Raw genomic sequence first — 18,893 nt, 5'->3', positions numbered from 1 at the left:
ACCCGCACGGTTGGTGTACGGCATCTCTGCTGTTTCCAAGGTATTCGCAGCCTCGTTGCCACTGCAGCGAGGCTGTTTTTTGTTTTCGTTCACCCTTGAGAATTCTGAAAGTTTTTTCTCTCGCTTTTTCCCCGCTACGGTTATTTCCGCATCTTTTTTTTGAATCGGTAATCAATCTGTAACTCCTGGTGCGCTACAACAGCGTTCGCAATGTATGAAATACGGGTCATTCCAGTCATGTCGTGGTCATGAAAGAGGCGCGTTTGTTGGCCAACCCACGCATCAGCAAGAAAGGAAAACATCATGATGAAGAGTCGCTCTCCTCGAACTTACTTTCAGTTTTCTTATCGCGAAATCATTTTTCGGGCCATACCTTTTGGGGTGTTGCTGTTGGTCGTCGGATTGTTCGGCAACTCTGATGTTGAGGCGATCACGCTGCATGCCACCGACGACAGTCATATCAATCTCCAGGCGGCAAATCAGACGAATGGGAATAGAGTCAATCTCTCTGTGCGGAATGTGGGGGGGGGTGGTGAGCGGCATGCCTTTGTTCGGTTTGATCTGTCGCCGATTCCTGCGACGAGCACGATCGAGAAGGTCACACTTCGATTATTTACAGACCGTGTGCAGAATCCGGGTGCCTTTACCGTGCACACGGTTTTGGGACCGTGGGTCGAGTCGAGTCTGAGTGCCAATACGGCTCCGGCTCTTGGCCCGACCCTTCTTACCGTTCCCGTTGTCACTGGAGAGAAGCAGTTTATCAGCGTGGACATCCCCACGAATGTGGTGGAGGACTGGGTGGATGGTTCGGTCCAGAACCATGGGCTTGCGCTGGTGCCAGATTCGAATGATCCCATCCGGGTCGATTGGGACAGCAAAGAGACCCTGGGAACGAGTCACCCTCTGGAATTAGAAGTGGTGTTGAGAAGCGTGGGACCGGATTTTCAAGCGCAGATTGATGCCTTGAATGCGGCACTCACGACTGTCTCTCAAAATCTCGATGTGCTGACAAATCTTATTTCTGTTGCCCCTTCGGGCGACGCCACGATTGCGGCGACCGGCAATTTGGTGCTGGATGCCGGGGCGAATAAAGAGGTCATGATCGAAAAGAAGGCGATGCTGATGGGAGATGCCAAGGTGATGGGCACCACGGAGCTGGAAGGTGACGCCATGATGATGCAAAAGGCCACGGTGATGGGCGATACCCAACTCGAAGGCAATGCCATGCTCATGTCCGATGCCATGGTGATGGGCAATACGATGATGGAAGGGCAGGCGACCGTGATGGGCGAAGCATTGCTCGAAGGCGACACCATGATGATGCAGGATGCCATGATCAAGGGCGATACCATGATGGAGGGACAAGCGACGGTCATGGGTGAGGCCCTGCTCGAAGGTGACACCATGATGATGAAGGATGCCATGGTCATGGGCGATGCCATGTTGGAGCAGGAAACCAATGTTGAAGGATCGCTCATCATCAAAACCGCGACGGCAAGCGTCGATGCGAATGGATTGCTTGTCCCTGACAATGGGCCAACCTTGAGTTCCAGTGCGCTCATTTTGAGAAATTCTCAGTCCGCGGGAGTTATCGCTGGTCATGGAGGACTGGCGGCTATCCCCCAGGCTGTCGATGGGACCGTACTCGATCTGCGGTATGTGGCTGAACAAGGCGCGCCTCCAGTGATTGACGTAGGCAATTGTGTCTCCGGCGGATCCTGTGGCGTGTTGAACATTATTCTGAAAAGTAATTCGTCTTTCTACGAATTGGAAGACGGCGAAAGCCTGAGCCTGCGCAGTGATGGGAATGGATTCTGGCGCGAACTTGCTCGCAGTAATAAGCACGTTGAGGTGTTTACCGCCACGTCTGATGAAATAATCGTGGATGCGTTGGAGACCCAAGCGACCGACGCCAATTGTGTGACGAGCAACGGCGGACGGGCTGATAGTGTGCTGTTGGTGGGTTCGGTGATTCTCACCCCACTCCCTGAGGGTGGGCCGTCTGATGCTGATTTAGAAATTCTGGAACAAGAGACGGCAAATGATACCGTCGCTCCCGGTGTGGAGACTGATCGGTTCTTTGTTCAAGTCCGAAACAATGGCACGAGTGATCCCGGAAAGTTTCAAATCACGCTTCGGTGCTTGGCGTTGTAAGAGAAAACAGTCCGCTATCCTATTGTCATCCGTTAAATTCTGGTGCCTGCTCATCAAGTGCAGGCACCAGATCATGTTGGGGAACTGCTATGAAATCTGAATGGTACTCTCGCGTCACTGATGGTCACGATGACTGTGCAACACGAACGAACACGTTTTCCGTTCCGCTTGATGCGTTCTATGTTCCACTCGATCTGCAACAGGCATTGTCAGCCGAAGATACCACACGGCGAAATCGCAGCCCGGCATTGCTTACGGAACGCTTGCGTGAAATGGTGCCGTTATTGCGAGTGGTCGGATTTGAGGTGGAGGCGGTTTCTGATTCATCGACTTCGTGCCTTGTGCCTTTACTCGCGTCGACCATGAATCAAAACGGCACGCATCAAGCGTCGGTGTTTTACCTGCTGGCGGATTATACCGCGGGGATTGCCGCCTGGGCTTCTCTGAGTGGCACCTATGCCGTGGGCGTACATGATCGATGTGCGGCCCAGCCGATCCAGTTGTGGTTGAAGAAAAATACGGTGACTCATTTGCGGCTCGGTACGGGCGTTATCCGCGGTACGACGACTCTCGCGGATTCGGTCCGCCAACAGGTGTCCCAGCGGTTGGTTGAAAAGGGTCGGTGCGATGTGCCTGCGCATGTGGACATCTATCAAGAGAATGAATTGTTGGCGACCGCCGAGGTCGTGTTGGGTGTCTATTGTGACAAACCGCGCGTGCCGGATCGCAAAGCGGATCTGTTTCAATCGGAAAATTCCAAACTTTCTGCGTTGATGATTGCCGGGCTGCGAAACAATCCTGACTCACAAGCCGTGGCCGGAGACCAAGGTCGAGCCCTCGCCCTTCGATTCGCGGAAGTGACACCACAACTTCCCCACATGATCGAAGCCCGGGGGCTTCATCTTCAAAAGCTGTTGCAGGCGCAGGGTGATCGGTTTGCCCAAGTCGTGATTTTGGGGCACGGGATGGATACGAACCCGTTGCACTACATGAAACCCGGTCAAACCTGGTACGGATTGGATTTGCGTCAGACACTGGCCCTTCGGAAAAAGCAGTTTGACCTGCGGGGGGGGGATGCGCAAGGGCTGCAATTGATCCCCACGGATTTTCGTCTCAACGGGTGGGAACGGGGGCTCTACGATCGTGGTTATCAGCCTTCCGCATCGACGCTGTTTGTGCTGGAGGGGGTCAGCCCCTATTTACATCGCGAGGAACTTGAGCGCTTGCTCCGTACGTTGCATGGTTTGTGTCTGAATGCTCATTCGCGGTTGTGGTTGGATCATGTCATGCCAGAACTCTTTTGAAATGGAACTCCCGGAAGTGCGCGGCTTCTTCTCGGCGATTTCCCGCCTGGGCGAACCGTTTGTGACCGGTTTCCGAACGGTTGAAGACGTCTCGACGCAATGGCATACCGATGCACAATGGGTGGTCGCCGATCTCTTAGCCGGACGCGTTGAGCCGAGTCCGGTTTTTGAACAACATTGGATTACGATGAGTGCTCCACAGGGTAATCACCTTTGACGATAAAGGACACACTTATGGATAAACTTTATCAAGATCAAGATACCGTGGCTCTCAATCTTGCGGATGAGCTGTGGCACGTTGGCCCAGCCCCACAGGCTTACAAGACTGACGGACGGCTTTCGTGTCTTCTGTCACGATGCTCGATACGTCGTGTTCGCAGGCGTCGGTCACAGGGTGCGGCATCCGGGGTCATACCCTCCTCGAGAGTCATGGCCGTTCGCGCATTGTAACCGTTTTAATCGAGGGCTGGGTTCACGCATTGGTTCTTCGAGGAACCCTTTGCACGGTATTTTTCTTCGTTATGATTTTCATGGTCGGAGATGCCATTCCAGGGGCATGGCACTATCCGCAGCCTCACGTGCCCAGCCTTTAACTCTTTCATTTATCCCATCCTGAATTGGGATATACGTCTAATTCCGCATCTTTTTTTCCAATCGGTAATCAATCTGTAACCTCTTTTTCTTTATAAGAAGCCCCAGCATTCAGAACGTGACAGAGCGAGCTGTAGCAAAAATCCAAAAATATTAACCGGAAATCTCTCGAAATGAACACAAAATCTTCAGGATGAACATACATCGGAGGGCACTCAAATGAATGAGCAGATTCATGTACCCATTCACATTATCATTGTTTCCTGTCTGCTAGTGGGTGGCACTATCACCTTCAGTCCGGAGAACTCTCATGGAGGAAGTCTAGAGCCCCCAGCCCCGCCGGCGCCGACCATGAAAACGTTGGAGCAAACCACCGGCGCGTGGGACCAAATCTTACCCGCCGATGATACCGGCGATCCCTGCAACTCCAGCCGGTTCACGTGCGTGATGAATGGTGAAGCCGTGCGAGATAACGAAACAGGGCTCGTATGGGAACGTTCGCCGGATCTTTCTACGTCGGGTTGGCTCCATCAAAAGTTGCAATGCCCCAATCGAATAACTGGTAACCGCCGAGGCTGGCGACTTCCAACCGTGCATGAACTAGCAAGTTTGATGACGGGATCCGTGCTGCTGCCATCGGGGCATCCTTTTAACAATATTTTCAGTGACAGGATTTATTGGACATCGACAACTCGGGCCGATGACACTGCTCGGGCTTGGGCTGTTTTTGGTAACCAAGTCGGAACACATCTCAAGACCTCATTCGGTCTTATTTGGTGCGTGCGGGGAGGACAAAATCATGGAGATCGGTATTAGACGTGCTGAGGCAATCTTTTGGAAACAGGCTCAGTACTAATTGCCACATCTCCGTTGATACATTTTCCAAAGGTGAATTTACGAAGCGGTTGCAATAAGTCGAAATTATGCCTCGCAAACAAAAGGTTTTATGAATGAAAGGATCTTTTCCTTAGCGATGAACTAATAATTCTAAGTCCCATGTTGAATAATTCCGGAGGATGACAGAATGAATAAACATGAGTGTACACATGCAAGACATTTTTCGGCTTTCCTAACACCGCTCATCTATATTTTGCTTTCGATCTTTGGAAGTTTGCAGGTTCTTGCTGGGAACTTGGAGCCTTCCGCGCCGCCGGCCCCGACAATGAAGACGTTGGAGCAAGTCTCTGAGATCTGGGATCGAGCTTTGCCAGCAGACGATACTTCCGACCCCTGCAACTCAAGTCGGTTTACATGTGTCTTAGGCGGAAGTGCTGTGCGAGATAACGAAACCGGAATTGTTTGGGAACGGTCACCTTCCGCATTCCCAAGTGCATCATGGGCTACTGGAATGGAAACTTGTGCTAACAAATTCGTGAGAGTAGATGACGGAATTGAGAAAAAGGGATGGCGGGCCCCTTCATTCAATGAGTTGGCTTCGTTGATAGATAGAACAGCTGTTTCACCAAAACTTCCACCAAATCATCCATTTAGCAACATTCAGTCTTTCTGGTATTGGACGGCGACTTCCTTTACCGAGGATTCTTCCCAAGCGTGGGCCGTACTGCTGGGTGCTGGTGTCCTAACTAAGCTATCGAAATCGCGTGATGATGTCCTCGTCTGGTGTGTCCGAGGTGGCGGGCCATTATCTGAATACTAAGATGAGGGGAAACTCATGAGGCAACCCAAAATATTTCTCTTCGCAAGCGTCTGGACCCTGTGTAGTTTCTTCCTGGTCGGCTCTTCGCACGTGTGGGGCACGCTGACAGAACCACACTTTCCTGAAGGAACCACAGGCCTTATAAAAACGCCACTCGTCAGTGCGAAGTCTTCTTTGACCTCTCGTTGGGGAAAATTACCTTTGTCATTTGAGGAAAATCTTGGTCAGGCTGATGCACGTTTTAAGTTTCTCTCACGAGGACAAGGGTATACGCTCCTACTGTCCGAGACCGATGCTTTTTTAGCCTTACCTGTCCCTTCTGGTAAAGATCGTCAAAAAGATTCTTCTTCATTGATGGATCCCACAGCCGATTCATTAGCGGCAAAAACGGATGAATCATCAACCGTGGTACAAATGCTGCGCATGTCGTTTGTAGGCGCAGATACGCCCCAGTCTATTACCGGAAGCGAACAACTGCCGGGCATCGTCAATTACTTTTTGGGGGATGACCCCAGACAATGGCGGACTGGGATCCCGACCTATCAAAAAGTTGCATATGCCGATCTCTATCCAGGGATTGATGTGGTCTACTATGGCCGTGATGGCCAGCTTGAATATGACCTGGTGGTGGCACCCGGTGCCGATCCCTCCCTCATTCAACTTGCGTTTGAGGGGGCGGAGCAAATTGAGGTTGATGGCGACGGTCATATACGCCTCGCTTTGCCTTCGGGAACTCTTTTCCTCAAACAGCCGGTAGTCTATCAATATGATGATGATGGTCTGAAACATCGTATCGCGGGACACTATGTGCTCGAGCCAGGGACGAGTGTGGTTCGTCAGCACGTCCCCGCTGGTGCTGAAGAGCCCGGGCGCCGTTCTCGTGAGGCATCCGCTCAGAACCCGCATGTTCGTATTGTTCTTGCGGAGTATGATCAGTCCCGACCTGTGATCATTGATCCGATTCTATTCTTCTCCACCTATCTTGGCGGCTCGGGCGATGAAGATGTTTCCACAGGAGACGCAGGTGGCGTGACTACGTACGAGACGGGGGCCTTTCTCTCTGTGGGCCCGGATGGGGCTATGTACGTGACGGGAGGCACTTTCTCTGTTGATTTTACGGATACGTGTTTGACGCCGGATTGTTCGATCTTTGATTCGACACTTGACGGGACACAGGATGTGTTCGTCAGCAAGATCACGGCTGACGGCAAAGCCTTGGTCTTTTCCACGTACCTTGGCGGAAGCGGAACGGACCGTGGTCGCCGGCTTGCGGTAGATGGAGCAGGAACAGTCTATGTCACCGGGATCACCGATACGCCAGGCTCTGGCTTTCCGGGAACAGCAGGAAGTTTGATCCAGTCCACCTATGGAGGTGGATCACAAGATGCTTTCGTGCTCCAACTCACGGATAATGGCACGTCCATCGGGTATGCCACGTATCTGGGTGGCATTGAGCGCGATGCAGGTCTTGGGATCGCGGTTGATGGGGCAGGGTATGCCTATGTATCCGGGAGTACGTCCTCGCAGGGTTCGGGATTTCCCGGAACGAGCGGCAGTCTCATTCAGGCTGTCAATGGCGGCGGGTCCGATGGTTTTGTGGCAAAGGTGATGCCGGGTGGATCGGGTTTGGCTTTTTCCACCTATCTGGGGGGTACTGGAAGTGACCAGGCATTTGATATTGCCTTGGACACAGCGGGGAATGCTTATGTTACGGGGCTCACGGATAGTCCGAATTCTGAATTTCCCGGTACCGTTAATAGCGCGATTCAGTCCACCAATGCTGGAACCTTTGATGCTTTCATCATTAAGTTGAAAGGCGACGGGTCAGACATCGATTTTTCCACCTATCTTGGCACCACGGGGTCCGACCAGGCATCCGCGATTACTGTCGATGCCATGGGCAACAGTGTCGTGACTGGACTCACCAATGCGACCGCCTCGGATTTCCCGGGAGCGTCCAGCAGTCTGATTCAACCCACCTATGGAGGCGGACAGATCGACGGGTTCGTCACAAAAATTGCGGCGGACGGATCGGCCATTCTCTTTTCGACATATCTGGGAGGGAACGGGGTCGATCGGGGTGAAGACATTGCTGTGGACCGGGCAGGAGATATTCACGTCACCGGATTCACTTCAACCCCAGCGTCGGGGTTTCCTGGCACGGCCGCCAGTACCATTCAATCGATCAACGGGGGTGGTACGGATGCCTTTGTCACTGTCATGAAGGGGGATGGATCGGCACTTGGTATCTCGACCTATCTTGGGAGCAGTGGGACGGATGCAGGGTTTAGCGTCGACGTAGACTTGAACGGCAATCCGCATGTTGCTGGTCTGACCGATACGCCCGCGTCTGGTTTCCCTGGGACTTTGAACAGTCCGCTTCAGTCAACCAATAACGGGGGGATCGATGCTTTTGTGGCCAAGGTCTGCCGCGACTTGCCGGTGCCAGCTGATCCGGGAACCTGGAGTCAATCTTTAAACCTATCCTCGCCTCGAGCCTCCCACACAGCCACCTTGCTGCCCGATGGGCGCGTTCTTATTGCTGGCGGGCAGCCGGCCCCTGGGCAATCCGGGTTTTTGAGTTCTGCCGAACTCTATGATCCGGTAACGAATTCCTGGACACCCACGGGCTCGATGCACGTTTCAAGGAATTTTCACACCGCGACACTCCTGCCGAACGGGAAAGTTATGATCACTGGTGGTCAAACCATCAATGCCGAAGCAGACCTTGAAGTCTTGACCTCAACAGAATTGTACGATGTTGCGACAGGCCAATGGACAGAGCTGACCGGACCTAATCAGTCCATGAGTGTCGCACGGTTCGCGCATACCGCAACTCTGCTGCCTAACGGGCAGGTGCTCGTGGCCGGCGGACACAACACCGATACGACGACCGAAGTCTTTGACCCCCGCACCAACACATGGACAACTCGTGGGAACTTGTTGACCCCTAGAGTGTTTGCAACAGCGACGCTATTGACGAATGGCAACGTACTTCTTGCAGGAGGACGCAACACGCTGCCGTCTCCTGACCGAGAAGTGTTTCGTTCTGCTGAGCTCTTTGACTACACCGTAGATCCGGCCGTCGAGAATCCCTGGTCGCTTACCGGCGACATGCAAGTGCCACATTCGGCGCGTCAGGCCGTGCGCCTTGCAGATGGCAGAGTCTTGGTAGCGGGCTCGCAAATTACGGATGGTGCGCCAAGTGAAATCTATGATCCGAATACCGGGACCTGGATTTTGACGGATGATTTAAATATCAGTCGCCGCGGATTCGGGATGGTGCGGCTGGCGGACGGTCGTGTGTTTGCGGCCGGTGGGAGTTCCACAAATGCTTTTGCCGGTGAATTGTATACACCCACTTCAGGTCTCTGGACCGAAATGCCGCCTATGAGCACTCAACGCGAATTTCCTACCGCGACTGTGTTGGGAACCGGACAAGTGCTGGTTGTCGGTGGATTTACTTCATTTGATGGCGTGAATACGGTGATGCTGAATACCGCAGAACTGTTCACCCCAAATATTTGTGGACCTGAGGCTGACCTTTCTGCTGATCTCTCGGTCTTGCCAGATCCGATTATTCAAGGCACGTCGGCGGAATACTTCATTCAGCTTGCGAACAACGGTCCTGATGATGCCAGTCAGGTGGAGGTCATCCTCACCCTGCCGGAAGGAACTAGTTTTGATAGTGCGAGCGGTGCGGTCTGTACGGCGACCTCCGAGACGGTGACCTGTGATGTGGGGACTGTTGTTTCAGGAGGGACTCCATTAGTGAGAATCTTTTTAGTTACAAGCAATATGTTGCCCGGGAATAGCGTGGCTTCTGTTGAAGTGCGCACTGTTGGAGAATTTGATCCCAATTACAAGAACAATGTCCAGCAAATTACGACCCTCTTAGAGGTGGGTGATATCCCACCCCCGCCCCCAACATTAGAAATTTTACCTGCAGATTTGCCCTCAGCGTCCTCCAACGTCTTAGGGCGGCTAGGGCATGCCGTGTCACATGCGGGAGATTTCAACAATGATGGGGTTCCGGACCTCATCGTAGGGGCTCCGGGTTCGAACAGCGACGCGGGAACCGCGCATCTGTTGGTGGGGCCTTCGGGGACCGAGGCGGGGGTGCTGGCAGGCAGTTCCGGTGAGCAACTAGGTACTTCGGTGGCGTATGCCGGAGATTTCAACCACGATGGCATTGACGATGTGATCATCGGGGCGCCCTTTAGTGCCGGAACAGGGAAGGCTTACATTGCGTATGGAGGCCAGGCGGATTTCGAGGCGGATGTGATCTTGCAAGGAGAGATCGTCGGCAGTGCCTTTGGCACTTCGGTGTATACCGCTGGCGATTTTAACAACGACGGCATTGACGATGTGGTGGTCGGGGCGCCTGAGGAAAAGAAGGTGTATCTCTTTTTCGGGCATGACACGGGCAGTTCCCCGGTGACGCTGCTGGCCTCCCAAGCTGATTGGACGATTGGGCCGAATAGTCTTGTTCTCGGGTCTTCTGGGAATCCGCAATTTGGTGTGGTTGTTCGCTCAGGGGATTTTGGAAACTCGGTCATTCCGAATGATGGGATCAGTGATGTTATCATTGGGAGCCCATTCCCCTTTAGTCCTTTAGCGAATAATGAGAATGGGAGAATGGCTGTCGTATTAGGTGGGCAGGACGATGCGGTTATTGATTGGGTGACGCAAGGTGATGACAGTTCAATACTCGCGTCTGACAGTGACCGCTGTGGAGTTTCGGTGGCGCTGTGGAATCCTGCTGTCACTGGCAACGCGGTCTTGGGGTGTCCTGGTATAACCACTGATTCTCCAGGTGGAACCATTCAAACGCAAGGCGGTGCCGGCACTGGTTTTACCATCCGATCGAGAGCTGAAACTGGTGAACAATTTGGTTGGGATGTGGCGAATGCGGGAGACTTTAATGGGGATGGGGCATCTGACCTGATTGTCGGATCACCCTTTCTCAACAATACCTTTGATCCCGGCAAAGCCACGTTAATAGTGGACCAAAACGATCCGAACCAAGATTTGGTATTTGAAGGAACCGAACCAGATAGTCAATTTGGGTATGCCGTGTCCTCAGCGGGCGATCTCAACAATGACGGTCTAATAGATGTCATCGTTGGCGCTCCCAATGCTAACTCCGCCTCCGGCCAAATCTTTGTGTTTTATGGGCAAGACATTACCGTGCAAACGAGCAATCCGCAGGTGGACCTTGCCTTGACCGCCATAGATTCGCCGGATCCTGCCTTTATTGGACAATCATTGGTCTATGTCTTGGAAGTGTCCAATCCCGGTCCTGACGTGGCCTTGGATACCCTGCTGACCGCAACGGTACCTAGCAGCATGACCGTCAATAGCGCCACCTTCCCTGGTGGCTTCTGCTCGGGGTCCTCGGGCGTGACGTGCGAGTTGGGCACGCTGTCAGTCAATACCAGTACGCAGATCATATTGGATGTCACGCCATCCGAGTTGGGTCAAACCACCTTTACGGCTGCGGTCACCAACTCCGTGCCGGAACTCGACACCGCTAATAACTCGGTGGTGGAATTGACCGATGTTGTCTTTCCGGTTCCTCCCAGCCAGACTTCGTTTGACGTCACCGTTTCTCCGTCCTCCTTGTTTGCAACAACTCCCGTGTTAGGCGAAGACTCTGCTGGTCGCTATGTGGTGTTTACACAAGTGGAGCGTATTTCAACAGGATTTGGACCAGGTGACATTTTCCTGCAACGTATCAATGATAACGGCGTGATTGGTCTGCCTGTCGCGGTTGCTTCGGACGATGTTTTAAGTGAACAATTAAACGATGCAGAGGGTGATTTCGTCGTCTACACAGCGTTTGAATCAGATGCATCAACTTTGGGGCAAATCCGTCTTTACCAAATATCTACGGGTAATATTACCGTGCTTCGGAATTCGGCCTTGGTCCGGGAGGCTCGCATTCATGGCGATTCTATCGCTTGGGTTGAAGGACCCGTTGGAGCGTCCACGATTCAACTGCTGGATTTTTCTGGGAGTTCTGGCCCTGCTCGAATTACACTATCCGGTCCCCATGCTGCCACGTCCGTCGAAATTGGCCAGCGATTGGTTGTCTGGGAAGAGTTTGACTCATCCACCAATCCCAATCAGGGACAGCATAATATTAAGGCTTATGATCTGACGACCGGACAGATTATAGACATTGCCAACGATGCAAATTTGTCCGAACGGTATCCGCACACCAGCGGTGCATGGATTGTGTGGGAATCCTCTGATTTTCCTCCTGAGGGTACATCTAAGACATGGTCAATCGAGCTTTTGAACGTTGACACGAGTGAACGACGGACTGCCGTGCAATTAGAGGGTTTTGTAACGTATGCGCCAACCATCGACGGAGACTTGGTCACCTGGGAGTCAAACGTCACAGGGAATTTTGAGATTTTTGTGTACCGGATCTCCACGGGCGAGATCTTTCAAGTCACGAATCTACCGGATGATCAGCGTTTGAATGATGTCTTCGGGAATCAGGTTGCGTTTATTGCCAACGCAGGAAGTCAAGTTGACCGTATGGACATTTCCGTTATCACGATGTCCTTTGCGCCTCCTGTCTCTCAGTCGGACATTCAGGTCGTGCCGACCGTCATCGACTTTGGTGACGTGGAGCTTGCCACGAGTCAGTCTGCCACTGTGACCATATCGAATGTGGGTCCAACGAGTAATCTTACGTTGGAGTCTGTGTCCCTCGAGTCTGGTGGGACTGGAGACCTTGCGCTTACCCTTACTCCAACCACTCCCTTTCTGCTCACGCCTGGTGCCAGTACTGATGTCGAGGTTAGGTTCACGCCTTCATCTGAAAGTAGTCACGGTGATGTTCTGGAAATTGCCAGTGATGATGTCGATGAACCGTTGGTTTCGATTAATCTGACTGGTCGAGGCGTTGTGCCGGTTGTGCCGCCTTCTTCCAATATCGATCCTGATGAAGCAGGGGAGCAATTCGCGTATGGTGAAAATATTGGTTGGATTAATTTTCAACCGATCTTTGGACCCGGCGTGGCCGTCACCGATACAACGGTGGAAGGCTTCGCCTATGCGGAGAATATCGGATGGATTAATCTTCATCCGAGCAATGGCAGCGGCGTTATGAATGATGGCACTGGACATCTGCACGGTTACGCCTGGGCGGAAAACGTCGGGTGGATCAGTATGTCGTGTCGAAATACTGATAGTTGTGCCACGGCAAATTATCACGTAATCATTGATCCCGTCACAGGGGAATTGAGCGGTCGAGCATGGGGAGAAAATATCGGATGGATCACCTTCCGTTCCGTTGGGCCAGTGGCGTATGGCGTTACCACCGGCTGGCGTCCTTCAGGACCGCTACCTTCCTCCATTCATATCGATGCGACGGCCCTGACAAGTCCTACGTTTGAAGTGTCAACCAAGACGGGCTCATTTGGGACGAGCCTCGTGAATCGAGTCAACTTGATTCCGGACCAAGACTATACCCTGGTGATTTCCGATGCGGCGGCGGCCTCATTGAACTTCAGGGTTGATGTCAACGGCCTGGTGGATTTTGACCCAGCCTTGGATGGTTTTGTCAGCGGTCGTGGCACGGATACCCTGGTAGTGAGTGGCTTCCCTCTGGAGATTGACATTCGTCAATCTGGCGCAGCCAGTTTCACGGTTTTCGGTGGCACGAACGGGGAGGTGGCTGCAGAAATCCAGCATTCGCTTCAACTTATTCCAGGCATCTATACATACCAACCGGATGTGGGCACGGACTTCAACTTTGAAGTGGTTCTGGAAGGCACGGTGGATTTTGATCCCTTGTTGGATGGTTTCGTTTCGGGTCGTGGGACCTCGGTGCTCTTAATTAATGCTGATCCCTTTTCTGCCGGGCTCTTCACTGTGAATGCAACAGACGATAGCAATGATGGGGTGTGTAACCTGACGCATTGCAGTTTACGCGAAGCGATCATAGCCGCAAACGCAAGAGCCGACCAAGATCTGATTGCGTTTGATCTCGATGGAGAGGGCCCTCATACGATTCAGCCGACGGCGGCTCTGCCGAGTTTGACCGATCCAGTCATCATTGACGGTACGACGCAGGCGGGCTATGCAGACGTCCCGGTGATTGAATTGGACGGCTCCAATGCTGGGGTGAGCAGTTCGGGCCTGACGCTGAGCACGAGTGATAGTACAGTGCGGGGGTTGGTGATTAACCGGTTCGACCAATCTGGAATTTTGATTGGTGCCGTTGGCGGTAACAACAAGATCGAAGGCAATTACATTGGGACCACCGTCACAGGCGGGACCTCAGCAGGGAATGGCTTACACGGGGTGCTCGTCAATAATTCGCCAAATAACTCAATTGGCAGCACGGCGACGGGTTTGGGGAATGTGTTATCCGGCAATGGTGGGGCGGGGGTTCGCCTGATTCAAGCCGGGGCAACTGGGAATATGGTGCGTGGCAATTACATTGGCACCAATGCTCTAGGAACTAGTGCGGTGCCGAATCAATCCGGTGTAGTCCTGACATTAGGGGCAAACCAAAACCTAATAGGTGGTACTGCCACTGGAGAGCAGAATGTCATTTCTGGGAATACGGCAGAAGGTGTTCTTATTACGTTGGCAGGGAGCGACGCCAATCGCATTGTAGGCAATTACATTGGGACCGCCGCTCAAGGAAAGGTCGCGCTATCCAATGGCACTTATGGTCTATTTATCAGTAATGCTGCAAACAATGTGGTGGGCGGAGTTTTGAACGGCGAGAGGAACGTCATATCAGGGAATACGCTCGATGGAATTTTACTTACTGGATCAGAAAACAAGGGGACTCAAATTGTTGGAAATTTCATCGGGACTGACATTGATGGATTAACTGCTGTTGCGAATGGGAATGATGGCATTGAGCTACGTAACGTGGCTGAAACTATTGTCGGCGGGCCTTCAGCGAATGAGCGTAATCTCATTTCCGGTAATGGACAGGACGGGATTCGGATTGAAGGGACAGTCGCCACCAATAATACTGTGCTCGGAAATTTCATTGGGACCGATGTGACAGGAAATAGGTCCTTAGGTAATACGGGAAGTGGGATTCGCGTGAACAACGGTAGTGGTAATACGATTGGGAGTTTCGTTCGAAACGGGGGCAACGTCATTTCCGGCAATATCCAGCATGGAGTAGAACTGAATGGGGTTGCCTCCGTCAATGCGCTGTTGGGTAATTTGATTGGCACAAATGCCACAGGCACAAGTGCCGTGCCCAACGGTCAAAATGGGGTTCGCATTTTTAAGGCGCAGCAGAACGTTATTGGTGGGACTGGACCCAATGACGGCAACCTCATTTCAGGGAACGGAGCCAGCGGCATTGAAATTTCTCAAGTGGAAGCGACAGGCAATATTATTCAGGGCAATTATATTGGTACTGATGTTACGGGCACGGTGGCGTTAGGGAATACGGTATTCGGAATGAATCTTGCCCTCGCCTCGAATAACATCATTGGTGGAAATACGCCTGCAGCCCGCAACGTGATCTCTGGAAATTCTACGGGCATTCGGTTTAGCGGCGCGGTCAATACCGGCAATGTGGTGCAGGGCAATTTCATTGGCACCGATAAAGATGGCACCGGCGCACTCGGGAATACGGGTGACGGCATTGTCTTCGTCGGGAGTGCCAACGGCAATCTTATCGGTGGCACCATTCCTGGTGCCGGCAACGTGATCTCCGGCAATGGGGATAGGGGGATCGAGTTCCAGGCATCGGCTGGGCCCAACAACCGCGTGGAAGGTAACTTAATTGGGACCGATTTCACCGGAACCTCAGCCATTGGCAATACCTCCAACGGCATCCTGGTCCAAGCCAACGGCATGATCATTGGAGGGACTACCGAGGGGGCAGGGAATGTCATATCCGGGAATGCATCAGGAATCACCATTACCAAAGGAGCCTCCATGAATCTGGTGATGGGGAATTATATTGGCACGACTATCAGTGGCAATAGTGCCGTCCCCAATGCCGCGGGAGGCGTGATCCTTCTGGATGGGGCAAGTGAAAACATGATCGGGCCCGATAACCTGATTGCGTTTAATGGCACGGACGGCGTGGCGCTGACAGCCAATGCGGGTGTAGGCAATACTATCACCCAGAATCGGATGCATAGCAATGGTGATCTCGGGATTGATGTGGGCTTTGATGGGGTCACGCTGAATGACGACGATGATGTTGATGTCGGACCCAATCAACGGCAAAATTTCCCTGTGCTCAGTTTCTCCTCTGGGGGCCAAGGTCAAGCCACTGTCCGTGGCACCCTATCAAGTTTCCCCTTAACCACGTATACGATCGAGTTTTTTGGGACCGAATCATGTGATCCGGCTGGTTTGGGCGAAGGAGGAATTTTCCTCGGCTCCCAAGTCATCGAAACGAACGGACAGGGGGAAGCAAAGTTTGTTGCCCAGGTGAGTGGGGCTGATCCGTCGGGGATCGCCATGACTGCCACAGCCACGGCCCCGGATGGCAGTACCTCGGAGTTTTCAGCGTGCCTACAAGATAGTGATAACGATGGCCTTGCCGATGGAGTCGATTTGGAACCAAACGACAAATCTAAAACGTTTAGCGATGGCCCAGTCCTTGGCGGTAGCACATTTGGTGAAGTACTCACCGAGGGCAATCAACAGTTGATGATCAGTGCCGATCCTGGCCCCACAGGTATTCGGTTATTTACCGATCCGTCGGGGGGTGGGCAGGAAGCCAGGGTTTCCGTGTGCATGCCCAACAATCTTGATGAATCGGTTTTGCGTCTGGAGCGCGATACCGAAGTGACGGTGCGCTGTGGCAGTGTGGATCTCGAAGTGTTTACCGGTAATGTGACTGCCGATATTCAGCTTACCGGGGATTCTGCCACGCTGACTGTGACGCAAGGCAGCCGAGCAGTGGTGGATCCAGAGACGGGCACGATTACCGCCCCGTCGACGAACATTGCACCTGTCATGGTGGCCTTTGAGGTTAATGGCGAACCTGCGACCGTGGAATTGGGGGCGGGGAATGAACTGACCGCGGATCCCAGTGAAGGCACTTTCACAACACCTTCCACAAATCCGTCCCCGGTGGTCGTTGTTGTTGGCGGGAAGCCCGTGACGGTGGTAGCGGGAGAGAATGCCAAATTCGTTGAGATTGATATTAAACCCGGGAGTGAGGACAACCCAATTAACCTCGGCTCCAATGGCAAGATTCCCGTTGCCATCTTGAGTAGTGCAACGTTTGATGCAACTACAGTCGATTCGTTGACCGTCACCTTGGCAGATGCTCAAGTGCGAGTAAAAGGCAATGGCACGGCCCAAGCGTCGGAGGAAGATGTCAATGGGGATGGACGCACGGACTTGGTGGTACATATAGAAACCGAAGGGTTGCAGCTCACAGGTGAGGCGACGAGTGCCACGCTTGAAGGGCAAACCACCACAGGGCAACGCATCAAAGGCACGGATGTCGTAACGGTAGTACCCTGATTGTAGCCCATTAGGTTTTTGATCAATTACAATTTAGATCAGCCGGGTCTTTGCGAACAATGTGAGGACCCGGTTGTTTTGTATGCCATAAGAACTATGGGTTGACATGCTGTTCAAGAATGTACTTTATTTTCTTAAAGTGTCGGTTTAGAAAACCGGTGTCTTCTAATGTGGCGCCAGGACTATCTTAAGATGTACAAATGGCGCTCAACCCAGCGCACAGGATATCCCTACAAAAACGCAGAATTTTTATGTTCAATGTATGTCAATAAAGAGTTAAATTTGATCCAATGGTATTTCTAGGTGCTAGTGCAACTCCTTGAATTTCAATGTGGAGGAGTGTCAACGACGGGTGGAATGCTTGCCCTCCACCACCACCTGTAAGCCATTGATATTTCAAGCGAAAATCTGTTTTTTCCTAGGTTAGCCTAATTAGACTCTAAACCATGAAAATTGCTTCAAGGCATGATAGGGAACGAAGCTGTGGCGGTTCGAATCCTGCAGGTTCCGTAATAGGGTATCATGCCCAAATTTCGCGAACTCTTGGAGCGTCTTCTTTCTTGAGTAGCGTGGAGTTTCCTCATTAATACGGGTGAAAAATGCTTGGCTGGAATTCGTTCCCATGAGCTATGTGCCGGTCATGCCAAGAAAATCTGGGGTTGCCACATCGAATTGCTGGAATTGGGGGAAGCATCTTATCTACACTGCTAAGATGCCGTTTCAATGTGACTGAACACCCTATTCTGTTTTTGGACATTAAATGTCCGACTGTTTTACCTTTCCCGAGCCTTTTTTCAATTTGTACTTTTTTACCTTGTTCATAAAAGCACAAATAGGGTGAGAAATGCCTTCTGTAAAACGTTGAAATAGTGTGGTTTTTATTTTTTTGTTTTCTTAAAAACAAAAATTTGAAAATTCCCATTTATGATGAAACAACGAGCGACCTCTCATGTCAAAATAGTTTCCTCACAGGATAATACACGTCCGATCGCGGCATCATTATACTGGCATAGCTTGGATCGCTTGGAGAAATGTGCCTGCGCCTCTTACAAAATGCTACCACCTTGCCCGAGGAACATCATTTCTTACAGGCAAAGGATTTTCTTGATGATATTAGCTATCTCTTAATGCTTTCTTTTCATCAGATGAGGACATTTCGCTAAGCCGTTTAGCCTGAGTATTATGCCAAGTAATATGCATACGGAGGTCAGCAATTTCCGAATTGTATGCTTCAATTAATAATTTCGCGCTTTCTCTCTTGAATCCTTTGATATCGAGATACGGTTTCTTAGTGAACCGCTCAATCCGTTTTTCCAGATGACCCACCTTTACTTCCAATCGTACGAGCTCCTCTTCATAAAGTTCAGAAGTTTCCCAATGCTCCTCTGCAGCCAATTCATTGGAGATGTGAGGGGGATGGTCTGTGGGAAATATCTTTGCTTGCCCCAACCCTACGAGACTTATTAGAACAACACTTGTCACAAGAACCTTAATCCAATACATAGTTTTCCTCCTTTGAGCAGAAATTTATTTCATAACAATCCTGTATTATAGCTGGTTTTGACCTAAAAAACTTCCTTAGATGGGGCCCTTTAAAAAAATCTCCAATATTCATAAGTGTTTTTTGATTTTTCTTGCCGATTTTCATCTCTCTCCTGTAATGCCCCTCATTTATAAAGCGGTTTGTAACAGAGTTATGT

Annotated in this window: 9 protein-coding genes; 7 read left to right on the top strand and 2 right to left on the bottom strand. The window is 51.7% G+C overall.

Annotated features, from left to right (window positions below):
• Positions 1-140 precede the first annotated feature (140 nt).
• A complete protein-coding gene (locus PPG34_RS02480; RefSeq protein WP_313831555.1) occupies positions 141-305 on the bottom strand; it encodes a hypothetical protein in 165 nt (54 codons plus the stop codon).
• On the opposite strand from PPG34_RS02480, the gene PPG34_RS02475 reads away from it, so the two are divergent.
• The 7 genes from PPG34_RS02475 to PPG34_RS02445 all read left to right on the top strand — a co-directional run bounded on the left by PPG34_RS02475 (position 304) and on the right by PPG34_RS02445 (position 17,193).
• A complete protein-coding gene (locus PPG34_RS02475; RefSeq protein ID WP_313831554.1) occupies positions 304-2,154 on the top strand; it encodes a DNRLRE domain-containing protein in 1,851 nt (616 codons plus the stop codon). The genes PPG34_RS02480 and PPG34_RS02475 overlap by 2 nt on opposite strands.
• An 89-nt stretch (positions 2,155-2,243) precedes the next feature.
• Entirely contained in the window at positions 2,244-3,458 is a 1,215-nt protein-coding gene (locus tag PPG34_RS02470; RefSeq protein ID WP_313831553.1) for a class I SAM-dependent methyltransferase, read from the top strand.
• A 1-nt stretch (position 3,459) separates the two neighbouring features.
• The gene (locus PPG34_RS02465) at positions 3,460-3,675 is read left to right on the top strand and encodes a hypothetical protein (protein ID WP_313831552.1); all 216 of its coding nucleotides are present in this window, start codon (positions 3,460-3,462) and stop codon (positions 3,673-3,675) included.
• Positions 3,676-3,692: 17 nt separating this feature from the next.
• Positions 3,693-3,908, top strand: coding sequence for a hypothetical protein (locus PPG34_RS02460; protein ID WP_313831551.1), 216 nt, complete (start codon positions 3,693-3,695; stop codon positions 3,906-3,908).
• A gap of 360 nt (positions 3,909-4,268) precedes the next feature.
• On the top strand, positions 4,269-4,865 hold the full coding sequence (locus tag PPG34_RS02455; protein WP_313831550.1) for an Lcl C-terminal domain-containing protein: 597 nt from the start codon (positions 4,269-4,271) through the stop codon (positions 4,863-4,865).
• A gap of 208 nt (positions 4,866-5,073) precedes the next feature.
• Positions 5,074-5,706, top strand: coding sequence for an Lcl C-terminal domain-containing protein (locus PPG34_RS02450; protein WP_313831549.1), 633 nt, complete (start codon positions 5,074-5,076; stop codon positions 5,704-5,706).
• Positions 5,707-5,721: 15 nt separating this feature from the next.
• A complete protein-coding gene (locus tag PPG34_RS02445; protein WP_313831548.1) occupies positions 5,722-17,193 on the top strand; it encodes a DUF7948 domain-containing protein in 11,472 nt (3,823 codons plus the stop codon).
• Positions 17,194-18,306: 1,113 nt separating this feature from the next.
• Here the strand turns inward: PPG34_RS02445 and PPG34_RS02440 are convergent.
• Positions 18,307-18,696, bottom strand: a complete 390-nt coding sequence (locus tag PPG34_RS02440; RefSeq protein WP_313831547.1) for a hypothetical protein — start codon at positions 18,694-18,696, stop codon at positions 18,307-18,309.
• Positions 18,697-18,893: the final 197 nt, after the last annotated feature.

This window comes from Candidatus Nitronereus thalassa, assembly GCF_032191465.1.
Taxonomy (GTDB): domain Bacteria; phylum Nitrospirota; class Nitrospiria; order Nitrospirales; family UBA8639; genus Nitronereus; species Nitronereus thalassa.
Note: the sequence above shows the minus strand (reverse complement) of the source record. Positions and strands in the feature narration are given on the sequence as shown.

Coding starts and splice junctions, on each gene's coding strand:
- PPG34_RS02460 (WP_313831551.1), top strand. CDS start 3,693: ATGGATAAACTTTATCAAGATCAAGATACCGTGGCTCTCAATCTTGCG.
- PPG34_RS02470 (WP_313831553.1), top strand. CDS start 2,244: ATGAAATCTGAATGGTACTCTCGCGTCACTGATGGTCACGATGACTGT.
- PPG34_RS02465 (WP_313831552.1), top strand. CDS start 3,460: ATGGAACTCCCGGAAGTGCGCGGCTTCTTCTCGGCGATTTCCCGCCTG.
- PPG34_RS02455 (WP_313831550.1), top strand. CDS start 4,269: ATGAATGAGCAGATTCATGTACCCATTCACATTATCATTGTTTCCTGT.
- PPG34_RS02480 (WP_313831555.1), bottom strand. CDS start 305: ATGATGTTTTCCTTTCTTGCTGATGCGTGGGTTGGCCAACAAACGCGC.
- PPG34_RS02445 (WP_313831548.1), top strand. CDS start 5,722: ATGAGGCAACCCAAAATATTTCTCTTCGCAAGCGTCTGGACCCTGTGT.
- PPG34_RS02440 (WP_313831547.1), bottom strand. CDS start 18,696: ATGTATTGGATTAAGGTTCTTGTGACAAGTGTTGTTCTAATAAGTCTC.
- PPG34_RS02475 (WP_313831554.1), top strand. CDS start 304: ATGATGAAGAGTCGCTCTCCTCGAACTTACTTTCAGTTTTCTTATCGC.
- PPG34_RS02450 (WP_313831549.1), top strand. CDS start 5,074: ATGAATAAACATGAGTGTACACATGCAAGACATTTTTCGGCTTTCCTA.